This window comes from Aliivibrio thorii, assembly GCF_057368585.1.
Map to the genome: position 1 here is coordinate 111,067 of NZ_CM170655.1, position 20,760 is coordinate 131,826.

Annotated in this window: 14 protein-coding genes and 1 pseudogene; 11 read left to right on the forward strand and 4 right to left on the reverse strand. The window is 37.1% G+C overall.

Features of this window, described 5'->3' with window-relative positions; all coding sequences use genetic code 11:
• The first annotated feature begins 55 nt into the window (after positions 1–55).
• The gene (locus AC2IP4_RS14740) at positions 56–619 is read left to right on the forward strand and encodes an aldolase/citrate lyase/malate synthase family protein (RefSeq protein WP_486310997.1); all 564 of its coding nucleotides are present in this window, start codon (positions 56–58) and stop codon (positions 617–619) included.
• Between the two features lie 46 nt (positions 620–665).
• Here AC2IP4_RS14740 and AC2IP4_RS14745 read toward each other — a convergent pair whose 3' ends face one another.
• Entirely contained in the window at positions 666–1,142 is a 477-nt protein-coding gene (locus AC2IP4_RS14745) for a GGDEF domain-containing protein (protein ID WP_486310998.1), read from the reverse strand.
• A gap of 121 nt (positions 1,143–1,263) precedes the next feature.
• Positions 1,264–1,629 (reverse strand): MmcQ/YjbR family DNA-binding protein, encoded by a 366-nt coding sequence (locus tag AC2IP4_RS14750; protein WP_375320323.1) that lies wholly within the window; start codon positions 1,627–1,629, stop codon positions 1,264–1,266.
• Positions 1,630–1,692: 63 nt separating this feature from the next.
• Here AC2IP4_RS14750 and AC2IP4_RS14755 point away from each other — a divergent pair, with 63 nt between their 5' ends.
• Positions 1,693–1,884, forward strand: coding sequence for a hypothetical protein (locus AC2IP4_RS14755; protein WP_486310999.1), 192 nt, complete (start codon positions 1,693–1,695; stop codon positions 1,882–1,884).
• Positions 1,885–1,898: 14 nt separating this feature from the next.
• On the opposite strand, the gene AC2IP4_RS14760 is transcribed toward AC2IP4_RS14755, so the two are convergent.
• A complete protein-coding gene (locus tag AC2IP4_RS14760) occupies positions 1,899–2,687 on the reverse strand; it encodes an AraC family transcriptional regulator (protein WP_375320321.1) in 789 nt (262 codons plus the stop codon).
• A gap of 580 nt (positions 2,688–3,267) precedes the next feature.
• On the opposite strand from AC2IP4_RS14760, the gene AC2IP4_RS14765 reads away from it, so the two are divergent.
• Positions 3,268–3,648, forward strand: a complete 381-nt coding sequence (locus AC2IP4_RS14765; protein WP_486307629.1) for a helix-turn-helix domain-containing protein — start codon at positions 3,268–3,270, stop codon at positions 3,646–3,648.
• A 127-nt stretch (positions 3,649–3,775) separates the two neighbouring features.
• Entirely contained in the window at positions 3,776–5,005 is a 1,230-nt protein-coding gene (gene pepT / locus AC2IP4_RS14770) for a peptidase T (RefSeq protein ID WP_486311000.1), read from the forward strand.
• A 244-nt stretch (positions 5,006–5,249) separates the two neighbouring features.
• Here pepT and fdhF read toward each other — a convergent pair whose 3' ends face one another.
• Positions 5,250–9,413 (reverse strand): formate dehydrogenase subunit alpha, encoded by a 4,164-nt coding sequence (gene fdhF, locus AC2IP4_RS14775; protein ID WP_486311001.1) that lies wholly within the window; start codon positions 9,411–9,413, stop codon positions 5,250–5,252.
• A 294-nt stretch (positions 9,414–9,707) separates the two neighbouring features.
• Here fdhF and glpA point away from each other — a divergent pair, with 294 nt between their 5' ends.
• The 7 genes and pseudogenes from glpA (at position 9,708) to AC2IP4_RS14810 (ending at position 20,759) form a co-directional block, all read left to right on the forward strand.
• Positions 9,708–11,405: an anaerobic glycerol-3-phosphate dehydrogenase subunit A gene (gene glpA / locus AC2IP4_RS14780; RefSeq protein ID WP_486311002.1), complete on the forward strand. Its 1,698-nt coding sequence runs from the start codon at positions 9,708–9,710 to the stop codon at positions 11,403–11,405.
• Complete coding sequence (gene glpB / locus AC2IP4_RS14785; RefSeq protein WP_486311003.1) at positions 11,402–12,772, forward strand: glycerol-3-phosphate dehydrogenase subunit GlpB; 1,371 nt, start codon at positions 11,402–11,404, stop codon at positions 12,770–12,772. Before glpA ends, glpB begins: the two co-directional genes overlap by 4 nt.
• Complete coding sequence (glpC, locus tag AC2IP4_RS14790) at positions 12,769–14,040, forward strand: anaerobic glycerol-3-phosphate dehydrogenase subunit GlpC (RefSeq protein WP_486311004.1); 1,272 nt, start codon at positions 12,769–12,771, stop codon at positions 14,038–14,040. Before glpB ends, glpC begins: the two co-directional genes overlap by 4 nt.
• Before the next feature lie 167 nt (positions 14,041–14,207).
• Positions 14,208–15,239 (forward strand): cytochrome-c peroxidase, encoded by a 1,032-nt coding sequence (locus tag AC2IP4_RS14795; protein ID WP_486311005.1) that lies wholly within the window; start codon positions 14,208–14,210, stop codon positions 15,237–15,239.
• Positions 15,236–18,052 (forward strand): PAS domain-containing hybrid sensor histidine kinase/response regulator, encoded by a 2,817-nt coding sequence (locus tag AC2IP4_RS14800; RefSeq protein WP_486311006.1) that lies wholly within the window; start codon positions 15,236–15,238, stop codon positions 18,050–18,052. The genes AC2IP4_RS14795 and AC2IP4_RS14800 overlap by 4 nt, the downstream gene beginning before the upstream one ends.
• 156 nt (positions 18,053–18,208) lie before the next feature.
• Positions 18,209–19,133 (forward strand): annotated as a pseudogene (locus tag AC2IP4_RS14805) (EAL domain-containing protein); the annotation flags it as partial.
• Between the two features lie 498 nt (positions 19,134–19,631).
• Positions 19,632–20,759 (forward strand): winged helix-turn-helix domain-containing protein, encoded by a 1,128-nt coding sequence (locus tag AC2IP4_RS14810; protein WP_486311007.1) that lies wholly within the window; start codon positions 19,632–19,634, stop codon positions 20,757–20,759.
• Position 20,760: the final 1 nt, after the last annotated feature.

The window sequence follows — 20,760 nt, forward strand, 5'->3', positions numbered from 1 at the left end:
ACCAATGTCGACTAGAACGGCATGACTTTAGGACTATTTATTCGAGGGCAAGACTATGGCTATCACAAATATAAACAACACGAACAATACACAACAAGAAACCCCGTTTATGGCTGAAGCTGTCTATGCCGTGGAAAACATAGATGCAGGTCATACTGAAGAAAAGCAACATCAGATCAAAAACTTACTTGATCAACTTTTCCCTTTAACAAAAGGGTCTCATCAAGACGTAACCAACTACTTACTGGATTATCATCATTTAGTTGTATTTTTTAAAGATGGCAGTTGCAGTGGTTTACGTAACCCAGGAAAGTTTGTAGCATTTACCGGTCACCGCTCATCTCCTGATACCATTCTTTTAAAAGACAATAGCGGCAGCCATGTTGAGATCATCTTTGGTCACCATGAACCGGGGAAAAATACGTTAGTAACGATAGAAGATATTGAAATGGAGACGTGCACTACTTTTAGTCAAGATTTCAGTTTAGCCGCAATGCGTCATTGGATTAGCCTATTAAAACGTGATGAAAAATCACACCATAAAGCACATCGAGAAGATAAAGAATACACAGCAAAGAATGGAGATGATTATCAACTAGCCTGTTGTTTTAGTTTATAATTTATAAATAAGCCATCATATTAAGGTGGCTTAATTTTCAATAAACTTACCGATGTTTATAAAAATACATACTTCGCTCCGCCTTATGCAGTAACTCATCAACCGATTTCATTTCTGTATTAAACAGACTATAACCTATCGTTGTATCAACACAAATAAGAGCCCCATTAAACTCTATTGGGGTATCACTAACTGCTGATTTAATTTTCGTTATCAGATCATAAATGTCTTTCTTTTGATTAATCCTAGGTAGTAAGACTAAATATTCATCACCACCGATCCGAGCAATAATATCATTGCTTCTTAGCACAGCCACAACACGCTTGGCGACTTCTTTTAGTACTTCATCGCCAGCAGCATGACCATATGTATCATTTATACTTTTAAATTTATTTAAATCTAGGTTCAGTAAAAAATTATGTTGCTTCGAATGAAGCTCTTCTACAACCCAGATAACGACAATACAACAAATAGCAATAGTTAATAACACCACTTTTTTAGTTAAAAATAATCTAATTCTCATAATTATCTTCTACCAACCTCCATCTATTTGTATTACCAAAACAGATATATAATTATGCTTATCAATAGTATCATCTAAAAACAAACTGACAGAATGCTAGTCGATTCTAATTTCTATATGACTATTCTTTAACTTTCATTTTTTGAACTTTAGTAAGTTTTGAAACAACCAAATCATAAGAATTATCTACCCATGACTCTATCATGCTTATCGTAATATCTTCTGAGCACTTTACTGTAATCCAATGCTTCTTACTCATGTGATAACCACGTTCTATTTCTTTAAATTCTTCAGTCAGGAAAGTAACATCTTCCGGTTTTGCTTTAAGCGTAATAGTCAGCTGCCCATCTCGGTATCCTATCAACGCAAACATTTTATTAAAAACTTTAAACACATGAGCTTCAGGGCCAAAAGGAAATGAATCATCGCTGCAGGGTTTTGAGAGTAAATAATTAATCCATTCTTTTTCTATGACATTGTTCTCCATCAACAGTACCTTTGTGTTTTATGTTAAAATTCTTATACTTTAATTTACCGTGAAGAAACACCAATGTCATCAGAACTTAAACTTATCCCTATTGCTCTTTTGTGTGTTTTCCTTTCAATTATAGGTCATTTTATCTTAAGTAGTTTATTCTCTGAGGCTAGTTGGCTAGAATATGTTGCTGCCATCATTCCATTAAGCATGATAGCGATTGTCTACTACGCCTTTAAATTTGCAGCAAAAAATGATGAACGATAACACTGCTCTTTAATTTAAATCGAATGCTTCAATTTATATTGTTCTGGAGTGCAATCAGCATAACGTTTAAACATAGTAATAAAAGGACTCGTTTGGTTGTAACCTAAACTGAATGCAATTTCTTTAATTGACATTTTTTTACGTAGTAACTCTAATGAATAAAGATAGCGGATCCTTAATCGCCATTCAGTAAAACTCATCCCTAATTCATTTTGGCAATGACGTGCTAGTGTTCTTTCTGTCGTATGATTACGAGCAGCCCATTCAGCTAAAGAGGTTTCATCAGCTGGGTTTGCTTCTAAGGTTTCTAATATTGGTTTTAATAATTTATCTTTAGATGTAGGTAAAAAGCGCTCACTCTGTTTAGCAACTAGCAGCTGATCAAATAAAACTCGGATCAATCTCTCTTCCTGTTCATTTTCTGGCTGCTGTATACCCTGCTCGCGCAACTCTGCAATAAGAGCTTCAACTAAGGGACCAACTTCTAATAAACACGTATGAGAGGGCAATTCCTTTGCTAAATCAGGAATAATATTTACAGAACAATAAGCAATAGGTTTTCGGTTATAACTTTGGTGCTGAACACCAGCAGGAACCCAAATAGCAAAATGCGAAGGCGCTAAAAAACGATGACCTTCCGCTTTTAACTCTAAAATACCCCCACTTATAATTTGCAGCTGTCCCCATGAATGAGAGTGCGAACGAGTTTCAGTGTTTGAACGAAATGCATCAAATAATAAATAAATATCTGAAGGCAGTGTTTCAAAAGTTACAGATGCTTGTATATGGCGTTCAATTGCCATTTATCTTCCTAATCGACTGTTATAAATTTAAATATCAACTAATAAATAGTAACTAAAGCTATATAAACACAGTTATTTATCACTAACAAGTATATTAATAGAAAAAGAAGAAACCAACTTAAATGACCTTTTCCATTCACATTTTAAAACATACTATCCTTCTTAAATTATTTAAAAAAAATAAAGAACCTTTTTCCCTACAAACCATTTGCATTACAGTATTAATGTGATTACTATGCAACCAATTAATCTATAAAATTATCTTTATTTGTTTTAAATCAAAAAGATAAGCAGTAAACCGATAAGAATCTGGCTAATTACATTTATTGTTAACTGCGTTCCATTTATTATGATTAATTATAATGAACTTGTTCATATTAAAATAAGAAAATTGACAGCGTCAAAATTATTTAAATGGCATGAGTAATTGTTAAGGATAAAAATCCTTACCTATTTTTTAAATTAATTTCAAATTATGAAGTTTATTTCATTCTCCTTAAAAGCAAAGAGAAAACTTATTTCATTATAAATGACAACCTCATTTCTTTATATTATAAAATCAATATTTCCGAGGTCTATTGTGTTAGATGAAAACACCTCTATGGAAAGCATTTCTCGACGGATCGAGCTAAGAAAAGCCGAGTTAGGGCTTTCCAACACTCAAATTGCTACGGCGTGTGATGTATCAACAAGAACAGTGATCAACTGGACAAGTGGACTTTCTAGTCCGCATATATCAAAACTTATCCCGTTAAGCTTTATTCTACGAAAAGAGATCGGTTGGATCATTTCAGGTAGCGACAACATCCCTGATTGGCTAGGTGTCACTATGTCTGATGTGATCGAGTTCCATCAAGAACTATCAAAATACTCTAAATCAGAACGTACAATGCTGTTTAAATCAATCAGTAACTTAATTAGCCAATTCGGCTTTATTTTAAAAACAAAAGACAACAAATAATCTGTATGAGTAGCGCGCAAATGTGCGCTACTCCAATTTACTTTTTATGACCCATCGCAATTATTCATCTTCTTTTTTGATCCATACTCATTCTTTGCCTTCTTTTCAACTATATAGAGTGACTATCATGAAAGATCTCGTAGAACGCTTTCTTCGTTATGTAAGTATCGATACGCAATCCAATCCTTCAGCACCTCAATGCCCAAGTACAGAAAAGCAGTTTAATTTAGCAAAGCAATTAATCGCTGAATTAACTGAGCTTGAACTTTCTGATGTCTCTCTTGATGACAATGGCTACGTCATGGCTCGTTTGCCTTCAAACGTCGACTACACTGTTCCTGCAATTGGCTTTATTGCACATATGGACACAGCCCCTGATGCATCAGGTGAAGATGTAAAACCACAGCTTATTGAAAACTATCAAGGTAATATTATTGCGCTTGGCACTAGTGGTGAAGAGCTGAACCCAACTCAATTTCCTGATTTAAAAAATCTAATTGGGCATGACTTAATTACGACTGACGGAACGACCCTACTTGGTGCCGATAACAAAGCAGGCATTGCTGAAATTTTAACAGCAATTGCTGTACTAAAAGCAAATCCAGAAATACCACACGGGGATATCTGCATTGGCTTTACTCCAGATGAAGAAATTGGCCGTGGCGCAAACCTATTTGATGTTGAGAAATTCAATGCCAAGTGGGCGTACACTATCGATGGTGGCCCTGTGGGTGAATTAGAATATGAAAACTTTAACGCTACTAGTGCAGATGTTATTTGCCACGGTGTAAACGTTCACCCGGGTACAGCTAAAGGTAAGATGGTTAACTCCATGAATATCGCGGCTCAATTTCAAATGATGATGCCAGCAGATGAAACCCCAGAAGGCACTGAAGGCTATGAAGGGTTCTATCATTTAAAATCAATGGGAAGCGGCGTAGCAAAAACTGAACTTGGTTATATTGTTCGTGATTTTAGCCGTGAAGGTATGGCTGATCGTAAAGCCTTTATGCAGCAAAAAGTAGATGAGCTAAACGCAAAACTAGAAAAGGGCCGTGTTGAATTAATCTTAACCGATAGCTACTTTAATATGCGTGAAATGGTAGAACCTTACCCACACGTGATTGAACTGGCTAAAGAAGCAATGACAGCGTGTGACATTCAACCAGATATCAAACCTATTCGCGGCGGCACTGATGGTGCTCGTTTATCCTTTATGGGATTACCTTGCCCTAATATCTTTACGGGTGGTTATAACTTCCACGGTATTCATGAATTCATTACGATTAATGGTATGAAACAAGCGGTTAATGTGATCGTAAAAATTGCAGAGTTGAACGCAATCAACAATAAATAATTACGTTTTATACCAATCACAGTAAGTAAGTGATCAGAAATAGCGCAGGAAAAATGCTTGAGAACAAGGCGAAATTTTTAGATAAGTAGTTATTCTACAATCATAAATTTCAACGTAGTTATCGAGCATTTTAACCAGTTAGGATGACCAATTATTTACTACGATTGGTATTACTACCCATATAAAAAAATGTCCGATGATTAACTCAAATCATCGGGCATTTTATTTTACGTTATTACATTATTTATACGCAGACTTCAGGCTCTGGTTGTAATACCTTTTCTACCTTCACTGCAGCAACTTTAAACTCAGGGATCTTTGCATGAGGATCGAGTGCTGTTGTCGTCAGTTTATTCGCTGCCGCTTCCACAAAATGGAACGGTACAAATATCACGCCTTCTTGCATACGCTTAGTCACAAATGCAGGAGCTTCAATCGTGCCACGGCGTGTTGATACTCGAACCATCTCACTGTTTGAAATGCCTAAACGCTCAGCATCTGCCACACTCATCATAGCGCGCGGACCAGCAAGGTTGTTCAACCCTTTGGTTTTACGTGTCATGGTGCCTGTATGATACTGTTCCAATAAGCGACCCGTTGTTAATACTAGTGGATACTCTTCATCTGGAAGCTCTGCCGCATATCTAAATGGAACCGCTGCCATTTGGCCTTTACCACGTAAGAACTGCTGATTATGCATAATACGAGTGCCTTGCGGATTCGCTTCATTACATGGCCATTGAAGTCCATTCTTACCAATCGCATCCCAATGCATGCCTTGGTACTGAGGCGTCACTTGAGTGATTTCCTCAGTAATATCTTCAACCGATTGGTAATTCCATTCACCACCCATTGCATTAGCTATTTCTTGAATGATCCACCAATCTTCTTTCGCTTCACCCGGAGGATTTACCGCAGGTGAGATACGCTGAACACGACGCTCAGTATTGGTAAAATGACCCGCTTTTTCTGCAAATGAGCACGACGGTAAAATCACATCAGCATACGCTGCGGTTTCTGTCATAAAGATATCTTGTACAACTAGGAAATCTAATTTCTCTAAACCGTGAATAACGTGTGCTTGATCAGGGTCACTCAATACTGGGTTCTCACCCATGACAAATAGACCTTTTACTTGTTCATGGCAGGCTGCATCAATGATTTCTGTTAATGTTAAGCCTTTCTTACTTGGCAATGTTGGCTTATTCCACGCTTTTACAAATTTCTCATAAACCGCAGGATTCTCGACCTTTTGGTAACCTGGGAAATCTGTTGGCAACGCACCCATATCACACGCACCTTGTACGTTTGATTGGCCACGAAGTGGATTAATACCACCACCTTCAATACCAATGTTGCCACACAGCATTTGTAAGTTAGCAATAGATCGGACGTTATCATGGCCCGTCGTATGCTGCGTAATACCCATTGAATAATAAATAGCAGTACGTTTAGCAGTACCAATGTAACGTGCCATTTCAATCACATCTTGTGCTTTTACGCCTGTGATTAACTCAATTTTCTCAGGTGAATACGCCTCTGACATAACTTCTGCTTTTAGTTCATCAAAACCTTCAACACGTTCAGCGATGTATGCCTGATCGTGCCAGTTATTTTTGATGATCTGCTGCATAATACCGTTAAGTAACATCACATCCGTACCCGGACGTTGTGCTACATACAGCTCTGCATGATCAGAGATATCTACTTGCTTTGGATCCGCAACAATCAAACGAGCACCGTGATGACGGATGGCTTGTTTAATGTGAGAAGCAATGATCGGGTGAGCAGATGTCGTATCTGAACCAATAATAAAGATCAGATCAGAATGTTTAATACTTGGAATATCATTGGTCATTGCCCCACTACCAATAGACGCTTCTAAGCCCGTTACTGTCGTTGAGTGACATAAGCGTGCACAATGATCAAGGTTATTGGTTTCAAACTCACGACGTACTAATTTTTGGAATGCGTAGTTATCTTCATTGGTGGTTTTTGCCGACGAGAATCCAGCTAGCGCATTGCCGCCATGTTGAGATTTAATGGTACTGAACTTATCAGCAACTAATGTGATCGCCTCTTCCCAACTTGCAGGAACTAACTCACCATTTTTACGAATTAACGGTGTTTTTAAGCGCTCATCACTACTGACAAAATCAAAACCAAAGCGACCTTTAACACACAGCATTCCTTCGTTCACTGGAGACGATTTCGCGCCTTGAACGTATTTAATTTTGTTTGTTGATTCATCAACCATCATGGTTAACTTACAACCCACACCGCAGTATGTACAAATCGTATCAACCGGTTTTAAAACTTCGATTCGGCCTTGAGATTTATCACGAGAATCAACCAATGCGCCAACAGGGCACGCTTGAACACACGCACCACATTGCACACAGTTTGAATTACCCATTTGATAACCGTGCTCAAACCCTACACGACATTCCGGACGAGAGGCATTGGTTCCGTCTTCATTCTTCATGAAGCTTAATACACCATGCACACCTTTTTCGTTACACGCTTCAACACATTGACCACAACTAATACAACGGTTGGCATCAAACACGATGAATTCAGAGCTGGTATCAATAGCAAACTTCTGTTTACTTTCGTTGCTCAAATCCGTTTCATCCGCTTTATATTCCGTTGCGTAATCACGCAGTCCACAATTAGTATTTGCCTGACATGCACACTCTAAACAACGCTCAGCTTCACGAATCGCATCTAGATTATCAAAGCCAGTTTCAACTTCATCAAAGCTTTGCTTACGTTGCTCTGCGGTTAACTCTGGCATAATAACGCGCATTGCTTTTTGGATATGTTCAAAATGCTTAGGATCAACTTGCTTGGTCTTCTTCTCTTTTTGAGAATTAAACTGTTTGGTTGGGATCTTTTCCATATCACCACTAAAGAAACGATCAATCGCTTCTGCAGCGATACGCCCATCAGCAACCGCTTCAATAGCCGTTGCAGGACCACGGCGGAAATCACCAATACTAAAAATGTTTTTCACACCACTGTGCATGGTTAGGCTATTCGAATCAGCCGTATTCCAACGAGTCAGTGGCAAATCAATCGTATCGTTCTCTAAAAAGCTTAAATCCGGTTTTTGTGATACCGCTGAAATGACGGTATCAAAGTCTTCAATAAAGAATTCACCTGTTGCTTTTGGACTACGACGACCAGACGCATCTGGTTCACCCAATGCCATTTTTTCTAAACGAACTTGAGTCACTCGCCCATTTTCATCGGCAATATTTTCAACAGGGTTAGTTAAGAAATGGAATTTAACGCCTTCATGCTCAGCTTCAACCACTTCATAATCTTCAGCGGGCATCTCTTCACGAGTACGACGATAAATAAGTGTAGTATCTGCACCATCACGTACAGCAGTACGAGCACAGTCAATCGCCGTGTTGCCACCACCAATAACCGCTACTTTTTTACCTGTCGTTAATTTAGATTCTGTTACGTAATCTTTTAAGTAATCAACTCCTAAATAACAACCACCAAGCTCACTGCCTTGATAATGCATTTCAACCGCTTTTGAAGCACCGACTGCCAAACAGACAGCATCATACTCATCACTTAACTGTGTTAATGAGAAATCCTCACCTAATTTCACAGAGGTTTGAATTTCCATACCGTTACGACACATCAATTCGATTTCTTTATCTAAAATCGATTTTGGTAAACGATATTCAGGAATACCATAACGTAGCCAACCGCCCGCTTTAGGCATCGACTCAAACACCGTTACGCTGTAACCCTCATTGGTTAGGTAATAGCCACAGGTTAATCCACCAGGGCCGCTGCCAATTACAGCAATGGATTTACCTTTATCTGCTTTTTTCGGTGGAACGTAAGATTCTTGAGCATGCAGATCCACATCAGCGGCGTGACGTTTAAGTTGACGAATAGCCAATGGCTCATCAACCAAGCCACGACGACACTCTGTTTCACAAAAAGCAGGACAGACACGGCCAATCGACAATGGCATTGGTAATGTTCGTTTGATGACTTCAATCGCTTTTTGATGATCATTTTGCGAAATATGGTACAGATATGATTGTATATCCACGCCAGCTGGGCACGCAGTTTGGCACGGCGCTTCGCAATCTGCGTAATGATCAGAAAGAATTTTATTTAATGCACTTTGACGACGTTTTGCTAACACTTCAGACGAAGTGATCACTTGCATACCATCAACGGCTTGAGTTTCACAAGCGCGTTGAATTCCTTGACCATCAACTTCTACAACACACAGATCACATGGTATTTTTTCGCCATTAATGTTGTTTCCACACAGTGACGGGATCTCGACATTGCATTCCTTTGCAGCTGCTAAAAGTGTTAACTCTTCATCGATAGTGAATGTTTGGTTATCTATAGTTATTTTCATCATTCAGTACCCTAGATTTATTACTAATTATTCCAATTATATCATCTGTTCTTTATAAAATTTGATATGACTCGCAAATCCGCCGTCCTTCTATTCGAAAACGCGCAAATTATTCTCTTTACCATCGGGTTAAACCCCTAAGTCCACCTTCGTTTAATGAAATTCATGTGACTTATACACCAAAACGAAAATAACACGAATGCTCGAACGAACATAATTGCGCTAAATCAAAGAAAGTGCAGAAGATAAATATCATCATAGATCCATACATCATAAGTGGTAAAAAGAGAGTGAATTATGGATAAAACGTCTCGATTAGAAACGTCAGTGATCATCATCGGAGGTGGTGCGACAGGCACGGGGATCATGCGTGACTGTGCTCTGCGCGGTATCGATTGCATTTTAATTGAAAAAGACGATTTAGCTTCTGGAACCACAGGCCGAAATCATGGCTTACTTCACTCTGGGGCTCGCTATGCCGTTACGGATAACGAATCAGCTAAAGAATGCATTCATGAGAATAAAATATTAAAAAACATCGCAAAGCATTGTGTTGAAGATACACAAGGCCTGTTTATCTCTCTTCCTGATGATGACTTAGATTTTCAAAAGCAGTTTATTGAATCATGCCAAATTGCTGGTATTGAAGCAAAACAACTCACCCCTAAGGAAGCCTTACTACTTGAACCAAACGTCAACCCTAACCTAATTGGTGCGGTTCAAGTGCCGGATGGAACACTTGACCCTTTTCGTTTATGTGCGGCAAATGTGCTTGATGCGAAAGAAAATGGTGCGCGTTTGCTCACTCATACTCATGTTACGTCTCTTATTCGCCACCAAGATACGGTTCTTGGGGTTAAATGTATTGATGTTAGAACCAATCAAAAATTTGAAATATTCGCATCAGAAGTCATTAATGCCGCAGGTATTTGGGGGCAAAACATTTGTGAATACGCTGATTTGAGCATCAAGATGTTCCCAGCTAAAGGCTCATTACTGATCTTAGATTATCGTATTAATAACTTAGTAATAAACCGTTGCCGTAAGCCTTCTGATGCCGACATTTTAGTACCGGGTGACACTATTTCATTAATAGGAACCACATCAGAGCATATTGATTATGACAAAATAGATGACCTTCACGTTAGCGCTAAAGAGGTGGATATTCTACTAAGCGAAGGTGCCAAACTTGCCCCTATTATGGCGAATACTCGTGTACTTCGCGCTTATGCTGGTGTACGTCCTTTAGTCGCGGTAGATGATGATGGTTCTGGCCGTAATATAAGCCGTGGAATTGTCTTGCTTGACCATGGTGAAAAAGATGGACTGAACGGATTAACGACCATTACCGGCGGTAAATTAATGACATCACGCTTAATGGCAGAAATGACCACGGATCTTGTAGCTAAAAAACTGAATAATACCCAACAATGCACAACACACAGCCGTCCACTCCCGGGGTCAAACAGTGCTTCTATCGCAGCGAAAAAAACCGCAAGCCTAGCAAAACCTGTTTATCAAAGTGCGGTTTATCGCCATGGTGAACGAGCACAACGTTTCTTAACTGATAATGCCAAAGATCAAGCGGTTATCTGTGAATGTGAAATGGTAACTCAAGGTGAAATTAACTATGCCATCAATCAATTAGATGTGCACAACTTAGTCGATCTACGTCGTCGTACTCGTTTAGGTATGGGACCTTGCCAAGGCGAGTTATGTACGTATCGCGCTGCTGGGCTATTTGAAGAATGTGGACAAGTCTCTGGCAATCAATCAAGCCAATTATTAACTCACTTCTTAGAAGAACGCTGGAAAGGCATTAAACCCGTTTTTTGGGGTGATGCATTGCGTGAAGCAGAATTCAGTTATTGGATTTATGAAGGATTATTTGGTGCAAGCGATATACCAACCGCGAACACCAGTACTGATACAACGATAACGTCAGAACAAACAGAGACGTCTCAACAACAAAAAGAACAAGAGGCAACATTATGAATTTCGATACCATTATCATTGGCGGCGGCATGGCAGGATTAAGCTGTGCTCTTCGCTGCTTAGAAGCTGGGTTAAAAACAGCGGTGATTGCCTCTGGTCAAAGTGCCCTACACTTCTCATCAGGCTCTGTTGATGTATTAGCAAAAACACCTGATGGCACGCATGTTATCGACCCTATGTCAGCAATTGATGGATTTTCGACTCATTATCCTGAACACCCTTATGCCACATTAGGAAAAGAAACGGTAAACCGTGCGATTGATTGGTACCAAGCGACGCTATCTAGTATTGGTGTTCCACTAACCTCTCAAACAAACGGACATAATCATTATCGATTAACGCCACTAGGCACAATGAAATCAACGTGGTTATCGCAACCTTTTGTTCATCAATTCCCAATGGCACTAGAAAGCAATACAGTGCAAAAAATAGTATTGGTGACGATTGATGGCTTTCGTGATTTTCAACCAAAGTTAGCGCAAGATAACCTAAAGCAAATCACTCAATTATCTGATGTTGAAATTTCAACAGCAACCGTCTCTTTGTCTGCTTTTAATGACATTCAACGCAATCACTGTGAATTACGCTCTATTGATCTTTCTCGATTATTAGCAAAACGAGCGAACCTACAAGAATTTGCACATGCACTGCAGCAACACGCGAATCCCGGCGATCTTGTCGTAATTCCGGCTATTTTTGGTAATGGCAAAGGTTTGGGGCTTTTAAAGGAGATTGAAGCGTTAACTCAATTGACCTTGTGTGAAGTTCCAACCATGCCGCCGTCATTATTGGGTATTCGATTAGAAGAAACCATGAAACACGCTTTCATTAATCAAGGTGGCACTTTGCTTAATGGAGACCATGTTATCCAAGGAGAGTTTTCTTACGTTGATAAAGAAGATCCTGAGCATTCACATTATCGTTTAAACCGTATATTTACTAAAAATCATGGTGACTTCCCACTGCAAGCAAAACAGTTTGTACTAGCCACTGGCAGTTTCTTTAGTCAAGGCTTAAAAGCAAGTGCAGATTCAATGGAAGAACCTATTTTTGGCCTAGATATGGACCAAACGGCTTCTCGTACAGATTGGTACAGCTCTGCTTTTTTTAGTCCACAATCACACCCATTTTTAAGCATGGGTGTAAAAACAACACCACAACTACAAGCGATAAAATCAGGTCATGTTATTGATAACTTCTACTGTGCAGGTGCCATCTTATCTGGTTATAACCCTGTATTAGAAGGCAGCGGAAGTGGCGTTGCAATTAGCTCTGGCTTTCATGCAGCTGAATCAATAATCAAGCAGATCAAACCTGACTTTTTATCCACCAACCAAACAGAAAAACAACAAGAGGTCGCATTATGAGCAGCCCATTATTCAATTCAAACCTACTAAAAGACAAGTTTGCAAAAGATAGCTTAATCTTTAGAGCACCAGCAAATACCAGTTTTGATCAGTGTTTAAAATGCACCGTATGTACCGTGTATTGTCCAGTAGCTAAAGAGAACCCTGATTACCCCGGTCCAAAACAATGTGGACCTGATGGTGAACGTTTACGCTTTAAAAGCCCAGAATACTATGATGAAACCTTAAAACTCTGCACCAACTGTAAGCGCTGTGAAACGGCCTGCCCATCAGGAGTTAAAATTGGTGACATGATCGCAGTAGCTCGCGGGAAACACGGTAAACCCGCTTATAACATGAAGGGAATTCGCGACTTTGTATTAAGTCATACTGACCTATTTGGTTCAGTAGCAACACCTGTTGCCCCTATTGTAAACGCCGTCACTAGCGTACCCTTAGTTAAAAAAGTGATGCATAAAACCATTGGCGTCCATGACCATAAATCATTACCAAAATACTCTCATGGTACTTTCCGCCGTTGGTATAAAAAAGAAGTGTCTGATCAGTCAATCTACCAACAACAAGTCCATTATTTTCACGGCTGTTTTGTTAATTATAATCATCCACAACTAGGTAAAGACTTTATCCGTGTCATGAACAACATGCATATTGGCGTGCAGTTATTAGATAAAGAAAAATGCTGTGGTGTTCCTCTTATTGCTAATGGCTTCCATAAAAAAGCACAGAAAAATGCCGAGTTTAATGTTGCTAATTTAGAAGCTGCGATTGAACGTAGAGATGTGCCGATTTTATCGACCTCTTCTACCTGTTCATTTACGTTACAACAAGAATACCCTCACGTATTAGATGTTGATAACAGCAAAGTAGCGAAAAAAATAGAGTATGTGACGCGCTTTTTATTAAAAGAAATCATGAATGGCCGTGGTCCTAAAATGAAACCACTTAATAAGAAGATTGTCTACCATACGCCTTGTCATTTAGAGCGCAGTGGCGGCAATATTTACACCATCGAATTGTTACGTGCAATTCCAGGATTAGAAGTGCAAGTATTAGACAGTGAATGCTGTGGCTTAGCTGGCACTTATGGTTTTAAAACAGAGAATTACGATACCTCTATCGCTATTGGTAAAAACGTATTTGATCAAATAAAAGCCGCTAAACCAGATTACGCCATTACCGATTGTGAAACCTGTAAATGGCAAATTGAAGAGAATACCAATGTGACAACTATTCACCCAATTTCGTTATTGTGTGAGGCCCTAATATAACAAACAATACCTATGTAGGGCAAAAGATCGGTTCCCCCACCGTCTTTGCCCTTTCCCCCCAAACTTATTGACATTAATAACATTAAGACGCTTTAAGCTGGGCACTTTAAATCGAGTTACCTTGTACTATACTTTTCTATAGAGTGTATACACACAAGGAAATCACCGTGCATTTTTTACCACTTCGCTGGATTATTCCACTTATAATAATAAGTGTTTGCAGTATTTATCTATACTTATCTTTTCAAGCCCCTACTTGGGATCCTAATTCTCACCCCAAAACAGTTGAGAATAATGACCTTTTTTCTAAAGCGATTACAACTATTGATAAAGTAGAAATCAAAGAGAAAAGCAAAGCTAAATTAGGTTTAGAGCTTTTTCTTGATCCTAGGTTATCTTCAAATGGACAAGTAAGCTGTGAATCATGCCACCATATTTTTACTAATGGTGCAGAATCAATTCCCTCCTCAATTGGGGTTCATGGTAAAGGACCCCGTAATTCTCCAACACTGTTTAATATCAGTTTAAATACTCGTTTTTTCTGGGATGGAAGAGCGGCAAGTTTAGAACAACAACTGGATGGCCCGATTCATAATCCATTAGAAATGGACAGTAATTGGACGGATATTATTCAATTTCTGAGCACTTCCAAACATTATTCAAATCGCTTTAACCAAGAATACAACGGTGATATTACAGAGGAGACAATTAAAAACGCTTTAGTCACCTTCATGATAACGTTAAATACACCAGACGCTCCGTTCGATAATTATTTAAAAGGAGATAAAAAAGCGATCTCTCAAGTTGCTATTAACGGCTGGGATAAATTCCAACAACTAGGCTGTGTATTTTGCCATCAAGGCCAAAATGTGGGGGGAAACCTCTTTCAAAAATTTGGCAACCTAACTGCATTAGAAACACAATTTGGAGATTCCGTAAAAAACGACCTTGGCCGATTTGATATCACTGGAGACATCAATGATCGTCACGTTTTTCGCGTACCTAGTTTACGCAACGTTGCGATTACCGCCCCTTATTTCCATCATGGAAAAACAGAAACCCTCGAAGAAGCAATAATCATAATGGCTCGAGTCCAATTAGGACAAGAACTGAACCCAATGACCGTTGTTGAAATCAGCGCTTTTTTAAATACCTTAACAGCCCCAAGACCTACTGCGCTAGAGGAGTTAATTCAATGAGACTAATAAACACAAATAAATTAAGCCTATTACTTATTGCATTTATAACTTGCGCAGCTGTTTATTTATCTTTAATTGTTACCAAAAGCCATCTAAACGACCAATATCAACGAGCTTACTTAGCATTAACAGACAGCATCATTCAATCAGAAGAAAGACTCCACTATTTTAATCATCAAGACAATAAAGCTTATGATACTTACTCATCGCAATTAGTTAATGCCGATCTAAAAGCTGTCTTTCTTTCTGAACGTTTAGAAACTGATCAAAACCATTGGCTATCCCAACTTCTTGTTAGTAACAATGAAGCGGTTAACTATGCAAAAAATACTCAAGCTGCCGTATCAACTCTTATTAACGATTTAGAGACATTACTACGATTAAAAGTCTCGTACGAATATTCAACGTTAACAACACGATTACTGGAAGAAAAACTATTAAAGACTTTACCTGCTCTAGAAGATAAGTTGTATGTCTCACAATTTACCTTAACTGGTTTAATAGACTCTCCACCTAGTAGAAGCTTGGAACAGCAATCTGAATTTAAAAGCCTATCTAATTACATCGCTTTTCGTGAGAGAATTAAAATCGAAAGTAAAAATAAAGAAAAAGACATATTTACCAACAATGTAAAACAAGTGCTTATACAGCAAAACAGCTACTGGCTATCTCAAGCAGAATCAATAAAAAACCATATGTTTATTACCGTGATACTTTTTATCTGTGCCATTGCTGCTTATTTTCATCTTCAATTACGTGAGCGTTTACAGCAAACATTAGCTATAAAACGAGAACTATTTAACTCTGAAAAAGAGAAATCTAAGCTTGCACTCGTTGCCGAACACGCCCATGACGCCATCTTAATTACCGATAAAGATGGGATTTTAACGTGGGCTAACCAAAGCTTTTGCACCCTATCAGGGTATCAATTAAATGAAGTTCTAGGAAAGAAACCGGGAGACATATTACAGGGCGAAAAAACATCACAAGATGACATCAACCGGATCTCTACAGCCATCAAAAACGGGGTTTCTATAGAATCTGAATTAATTAATTATCATAAAAACGGAACCGAATATTGGATAGACATTGCGATCACCCCTACCTTTGATTTAAAAGGATCATTAGAGCAATTTATCGCTGTTGAAAGAGACATAACTAAACGTAAAGCACTTGAAATAGATCTCGCTGATGCCGCAAAACAAGCTGAAGTATCCAATAAAGCAAAATCGACGTTTCTAGCGACAATGAGCCATGAATTGAGAACGCCCTTAAATGGTATTCTTGGCATGGCACAAATTATAGAAAGTAATATTAAAGACCCTGAACAACACAAACAAATCAATGTGTTATTAGAATCTGGTGACCACCTACTCTCCTTACTAAATGATATTCTTGATTTTTCTAAGATTGAACAAAATAAACTCGATCTAAATTGCGACGACTTCAATTTTAAAGACGTCATCAGCCCTATTACCAGTACCTATATACCAATTTGCGAAGACAAAGGACTTAATTTAATTATTAACAATGAAATAGGCCCCAACACCATATTTAAAGGTGATAAACCTCGAATACGACAAATCATTTTTAATCTCATAAGTAACGCGGTGAAATTTACTCATGATGGTGCAATCACTTTATTTTTTAACCACACATTAACTACACAAAAACAAACTGGTATCACCATTCAAATCAAAGACAGTGGTATCGGGATCCGAAAAGAACGTTTAGAGAAAATCTTTAACCCTTTCATTCAAGCTGAATCTTCAACGACTAGGCAGTATGGCGGCACAGGATTAGGACTAGCCATTGTCAAACAACTCGTTGATGTTATGGGAGGAGAGATTTCAGTTAATAGCACAGAAGGAAAAGGGACGACATTTACAATCGTTATCCCGCTTGAAACAAGTATTAAACAAGCCGCTATTGAGAATAAGGATCATTCACCGAAAATTCCCCCTGAAGATCACGAAACACCAAGCAATTTATCAATATTGATTGCTGAAGATAATAAGGTAAATGCATTAGTCGCGAAAATGTTCTGCCAACGCTTAGGGCATCAGGTAACCATTGCTGAAAATGGCCAGATCGCTATTGATATATTAGAAGAGAGTTCGTTTGACCTGATCATCATGGATAACCACATGCCAATCATGGATGGAATAACAGCAACACAAATTATCAGAAATAAATTAAAAATCTCAACCGTCATTTTTGCTTGTACTGCTGATGTTTTCCAAGAAGCGCATGATAATTTCATTGCCGCTGGTGCTAATTATATCTTAACTAAGCCTCTTCAAGAGCAAAGCTTTCTCGATGCTATTAATCATCACAAAACAAAAATTGAACGAAATAAATCCAACCACCAACCAAATACAAATATCATAGAGTTAAAACGATACTCAAAAGATAAAATCATCACGTTAGCCCTTACTGAAGCCGAGTTAACATTAGAACCTCTTATGGGTATTTGTGGCGATGATACTGACGTATTAAATGATTTCTTAACTTCATTCATTGATACCTCAGAAGAGAGTATTACGTCTTTAATCACCGCTTACGACAAAAAAGACATCGATAATATCCGCCTTCATTCGCATTCGATAAAAGGAATGGCAGGAAATTTTGACGCTCATCGCCTTGTAGAAAGTGCTGCTTCTATAGAAAAAGAGGCCAAAATGGGGATTACTCCTAAATTAAATGACATTCAACAACTTATCAATTTATTAGAGGTCAACATTCAACAAGCCACACGTTTAATGGAAAATAATTCTGATAAAAATCAAGATGGTATTAACATTAAATCTTAATCCCATTCAAAGCTGATAACATAATCAATAATTATACTTTTTACAGTACTATTTCATTTTGTAAATGTGAAGTTTATCTCAATTTGAACAGGTCTTCAGATAGGTTCAATTTATTGAACATGGTAAATTAGCGCCAATTATAACTTGGGATATATGCTTGAAAATAAAGAAAGTTTTGATAAAGAAGTTATTTCTCATGTTATTTCAGATAAATTAAGTTTACGAAATCAAGCTCATATTCATATCTCAATTAATGTATCAGTAGACAGCCTAGAGTCAGAATCATTTATTGAATACTGTGAGACCATATTTTCGTTGAATAAAGGGTTCACCTTAGAACTGAATTTCAACAACAAACACTTTGATCTAGAAAAAATACGTACTCATATTAAACGTTTACGTCATGTTGGTGTTCTTTTTACGCTTGATGATTATGGCACAGAATGCGTTAGCTCAGATCCATTATTAGGATTGAATTCTGACTATATTAAAATTGACCGTTCTTTAATTAGTGCTATTAATGATGATTATTTATCTTTTTGCTTCCTACGCTCTCTCTACCATAAGCTAAATAAATTCCTGGGTAATACCGTCATCATAAACGGCATTGAAAACGTCAATCAACTCAATTTAATTCAATCTTTTGGTTCGGTAATATCTCAGGGGTACCACCTCTCGTATCCGTTACCTTTATCTGATATTGATCAGAATTTTAAATCAAAAAAACCACAATTAGAGAATAAACCTAGCTCAATATAATCTACTAGGTATCGATTATAATAATTTTGATCTCCATGCACTTAATACAAAGTATCAAGAATTACTTGATGGCATCAAAAGCCCATCAATCTTATTTACGACCAATCTAATGAAGCACTGTAATTGCCTGTTCATTTTAAGAGATGAGTATGGTGTGGCGATATACAATAATAAAAAACACATAGATTATCTAGAGTGCGATTTGGTTGGTATGCCAGTCGATACAGTCCTTGCTCGCTTTCCCGATTATCAAACTTGTCTACAGCTTGATCAACAACTGCTTAATAAAAAATCCGATAATTTAATATCAAATGAAACGATTTAGTTTAATTTTACTATCTCATGATTAATAATTTTTTGATATTACGCCTATACAAATATTTTCCAAGTACTTATTTTCTATTTTACAAATACGATTTAATTAATCGCCATCTTTAATCAGTTTTCTTACTGATAATTCATTTCCATTTTTTGATTTCAACTCCCTTTCCATCCACCTAAAGTCACTTTTCCCAACAATAAAAGTACAATGTACAAAGCATGATTGAACAAGGTTATTTTCACAAAGGTCCATAAATGACTGCATTGAATTACATATTAACGTTATTTTTTCCATATCGCCCCCACATATTTAATAAATATATAATTGCATATACATTAATATATGAAAAATAAAAAAACACAAAAAAATAAAAAACCAAAAGATCAAATGAGAAATACCCCATATAACCAATTTAATCTAAAAATAATTCAACTATATTATAGACATTTCCAATGTCATATTTGAGAATCATTAGTCGTATAGAACATAGGTTTAAAAATGTCTAATATAACTAAAAATCATCATTTCACATTATTTCTCAACGAGAAGAAAATCATTACGAAAGGGAATAAAGAAATAACATTGAATTCAGTAGAGATAAATATTCTTTATCTTCTGATACAAAACCCAAAAACAATTTTCACAAAAGAGGAGATTCTAGATAAAGCATGGAGCAAAGAGGTTAATTGCTATACTTCAGCTGTGCCCCAAGCTATCTCGTTACTTAGAAAAAAAATGAAACCACATGGATTTGATCCGATAAAAACAATAAAAGGAAGAGGCTATATAGCAGCAGAACCCTACCATAATGAGAAAAGAAAGAAGCACCTATTCCCCTTACTCTTATTACTGTTTACCGTGACATCATTAATTTCATTAGATCAAATAAGCCTCCACTTAGTGGACGAAAAAATACAATCATTTCAGTTCAAACAAGAAATGAAAAATGTGATAATCACATCAACCTCAAAAAAATTAGACCTTTCACAAATTAAAACGAAGAATAACGTTAAATATTTTATAAATAATCAACATGATTTTATTGCGTTATCTGCTTGTAATATACAAAAAAACAAATGCAATAAAATTTATAATAAGATTTATTTTAAAGATAAACACAAAAAATTAAATATAAAAAAAATATTCAATGATGTTAAGTTTGATAAAAAACAAAAGATACCTGTTAATAAATTGAATAGTCCTATATCACTATCAACAGAAATAAACTTAAAATCATTATTCAATGATAAATATCAAGGAAATTTATATATTAATACTGACATAATTAAAATAAATGAAACTAATTACAATACAAAAAAAGTAATATTTGTCAAAGAATCTGGTTATTCTGGAGGGTATAGTTATATATCACAAAGTCATGTGACAGTGATAAAAGATAAAAACATTGAGAAATTTTCTATTGAAAATAAAGACATTAATGATCTGGCTTCAGGGCGATTACAGTTAGGCATAGTAAAAAATGATGACATAACCTATGCTTATCATAGTTTATTTAAAAAGATAGGTCATAACTCTTACAGTTACTTTTACCCTATATCTGAAAACATAGGGTATTTCTTCAATGATGAAATGAATATTTCTTATATTGGCTATTATCATTCATAAA

Bases quoted from the DNA above. Each gene is read 5' to 3' on its own strand.
- AC2IP4_RS14740 (WP_486310997.1), top strand. From the start codon at position 56: ATGGCTATCACAAATATAAACAACACGAACAATACACAACAAGAAACC.
- AC2IP4_RS14745 (WP_486310998.1), bottom strand. From the start codon at position 1,142: ATGAGAATTAGATTATTTTTAACTAAAAAAGTGGTGTTATTAACTATT.
- AC2IP4_RS14750 (WP_375320323.1), bottom strand. From the start codon at position 1,629: ATGGAGAACAATGTCATAGAAAAAGAATGGATTAATTATTTACTCTCA.
- AC2IP4_RS14755 (WP_486310999.1), top strand. From the start codon at position 1,693: ATGTCATCAGAACTTAAACTTATCCCTATTGCTCTTTTGTGTGTTTTC.
- AC2IP4_RS14760 (WP_375320321.1), bottom strand. From the start codon at position 2,687: ATGGCAATTGAACGCCATATACAAGCATCTGTAACTTTTGAAACACTG.
- pepT (WP_486311000.1), top strand. From the start codon at position 3,776: ATGAAAGATCTCGTAGAACGCTTTCTTCGTTATGTAAGTATCGATACG.
- fdhF (WP_486311001.1), bottom strand. From the start codon at position 9,413: ATGATGAAAATAACTATAGATAACCAAACATTCACTATCGATGAAGAG.
- glpA (WP_486311002.1), top strand. From the start codon at position 9,708: ATGGATAAAACGTCTCGATTAGAAACGTCAGTGATCATCATCGGAGGT.
- glpB (WP_486311003.1), top strand. From the start codon at position 11,402: ATGAATTTCGATACCATTATCATTGGCGGCGGCATGGCAGGATTAAGC.
- glpC (WP_486311004.1), top strand. From the start codon at position 12,769: ATGAGCAGCCCATTATTCAATTCAAACCTACTAAAAGACAAGTTTGCA.
- AC2IP4_RS14800 (WP_486311006.1), top strand. From the start codon at position 15,236: ATGAGACTAATAAACACAAATAAATTAAGCCTATTACTTATTGCATTT.
- AC2IP4_RS14810 (WP_486311007.1), top strand. From the start codon at position 19,632: ATGTCTAATATAACTAAAAATCATCATTTCACATTATTTCTCAACGAG.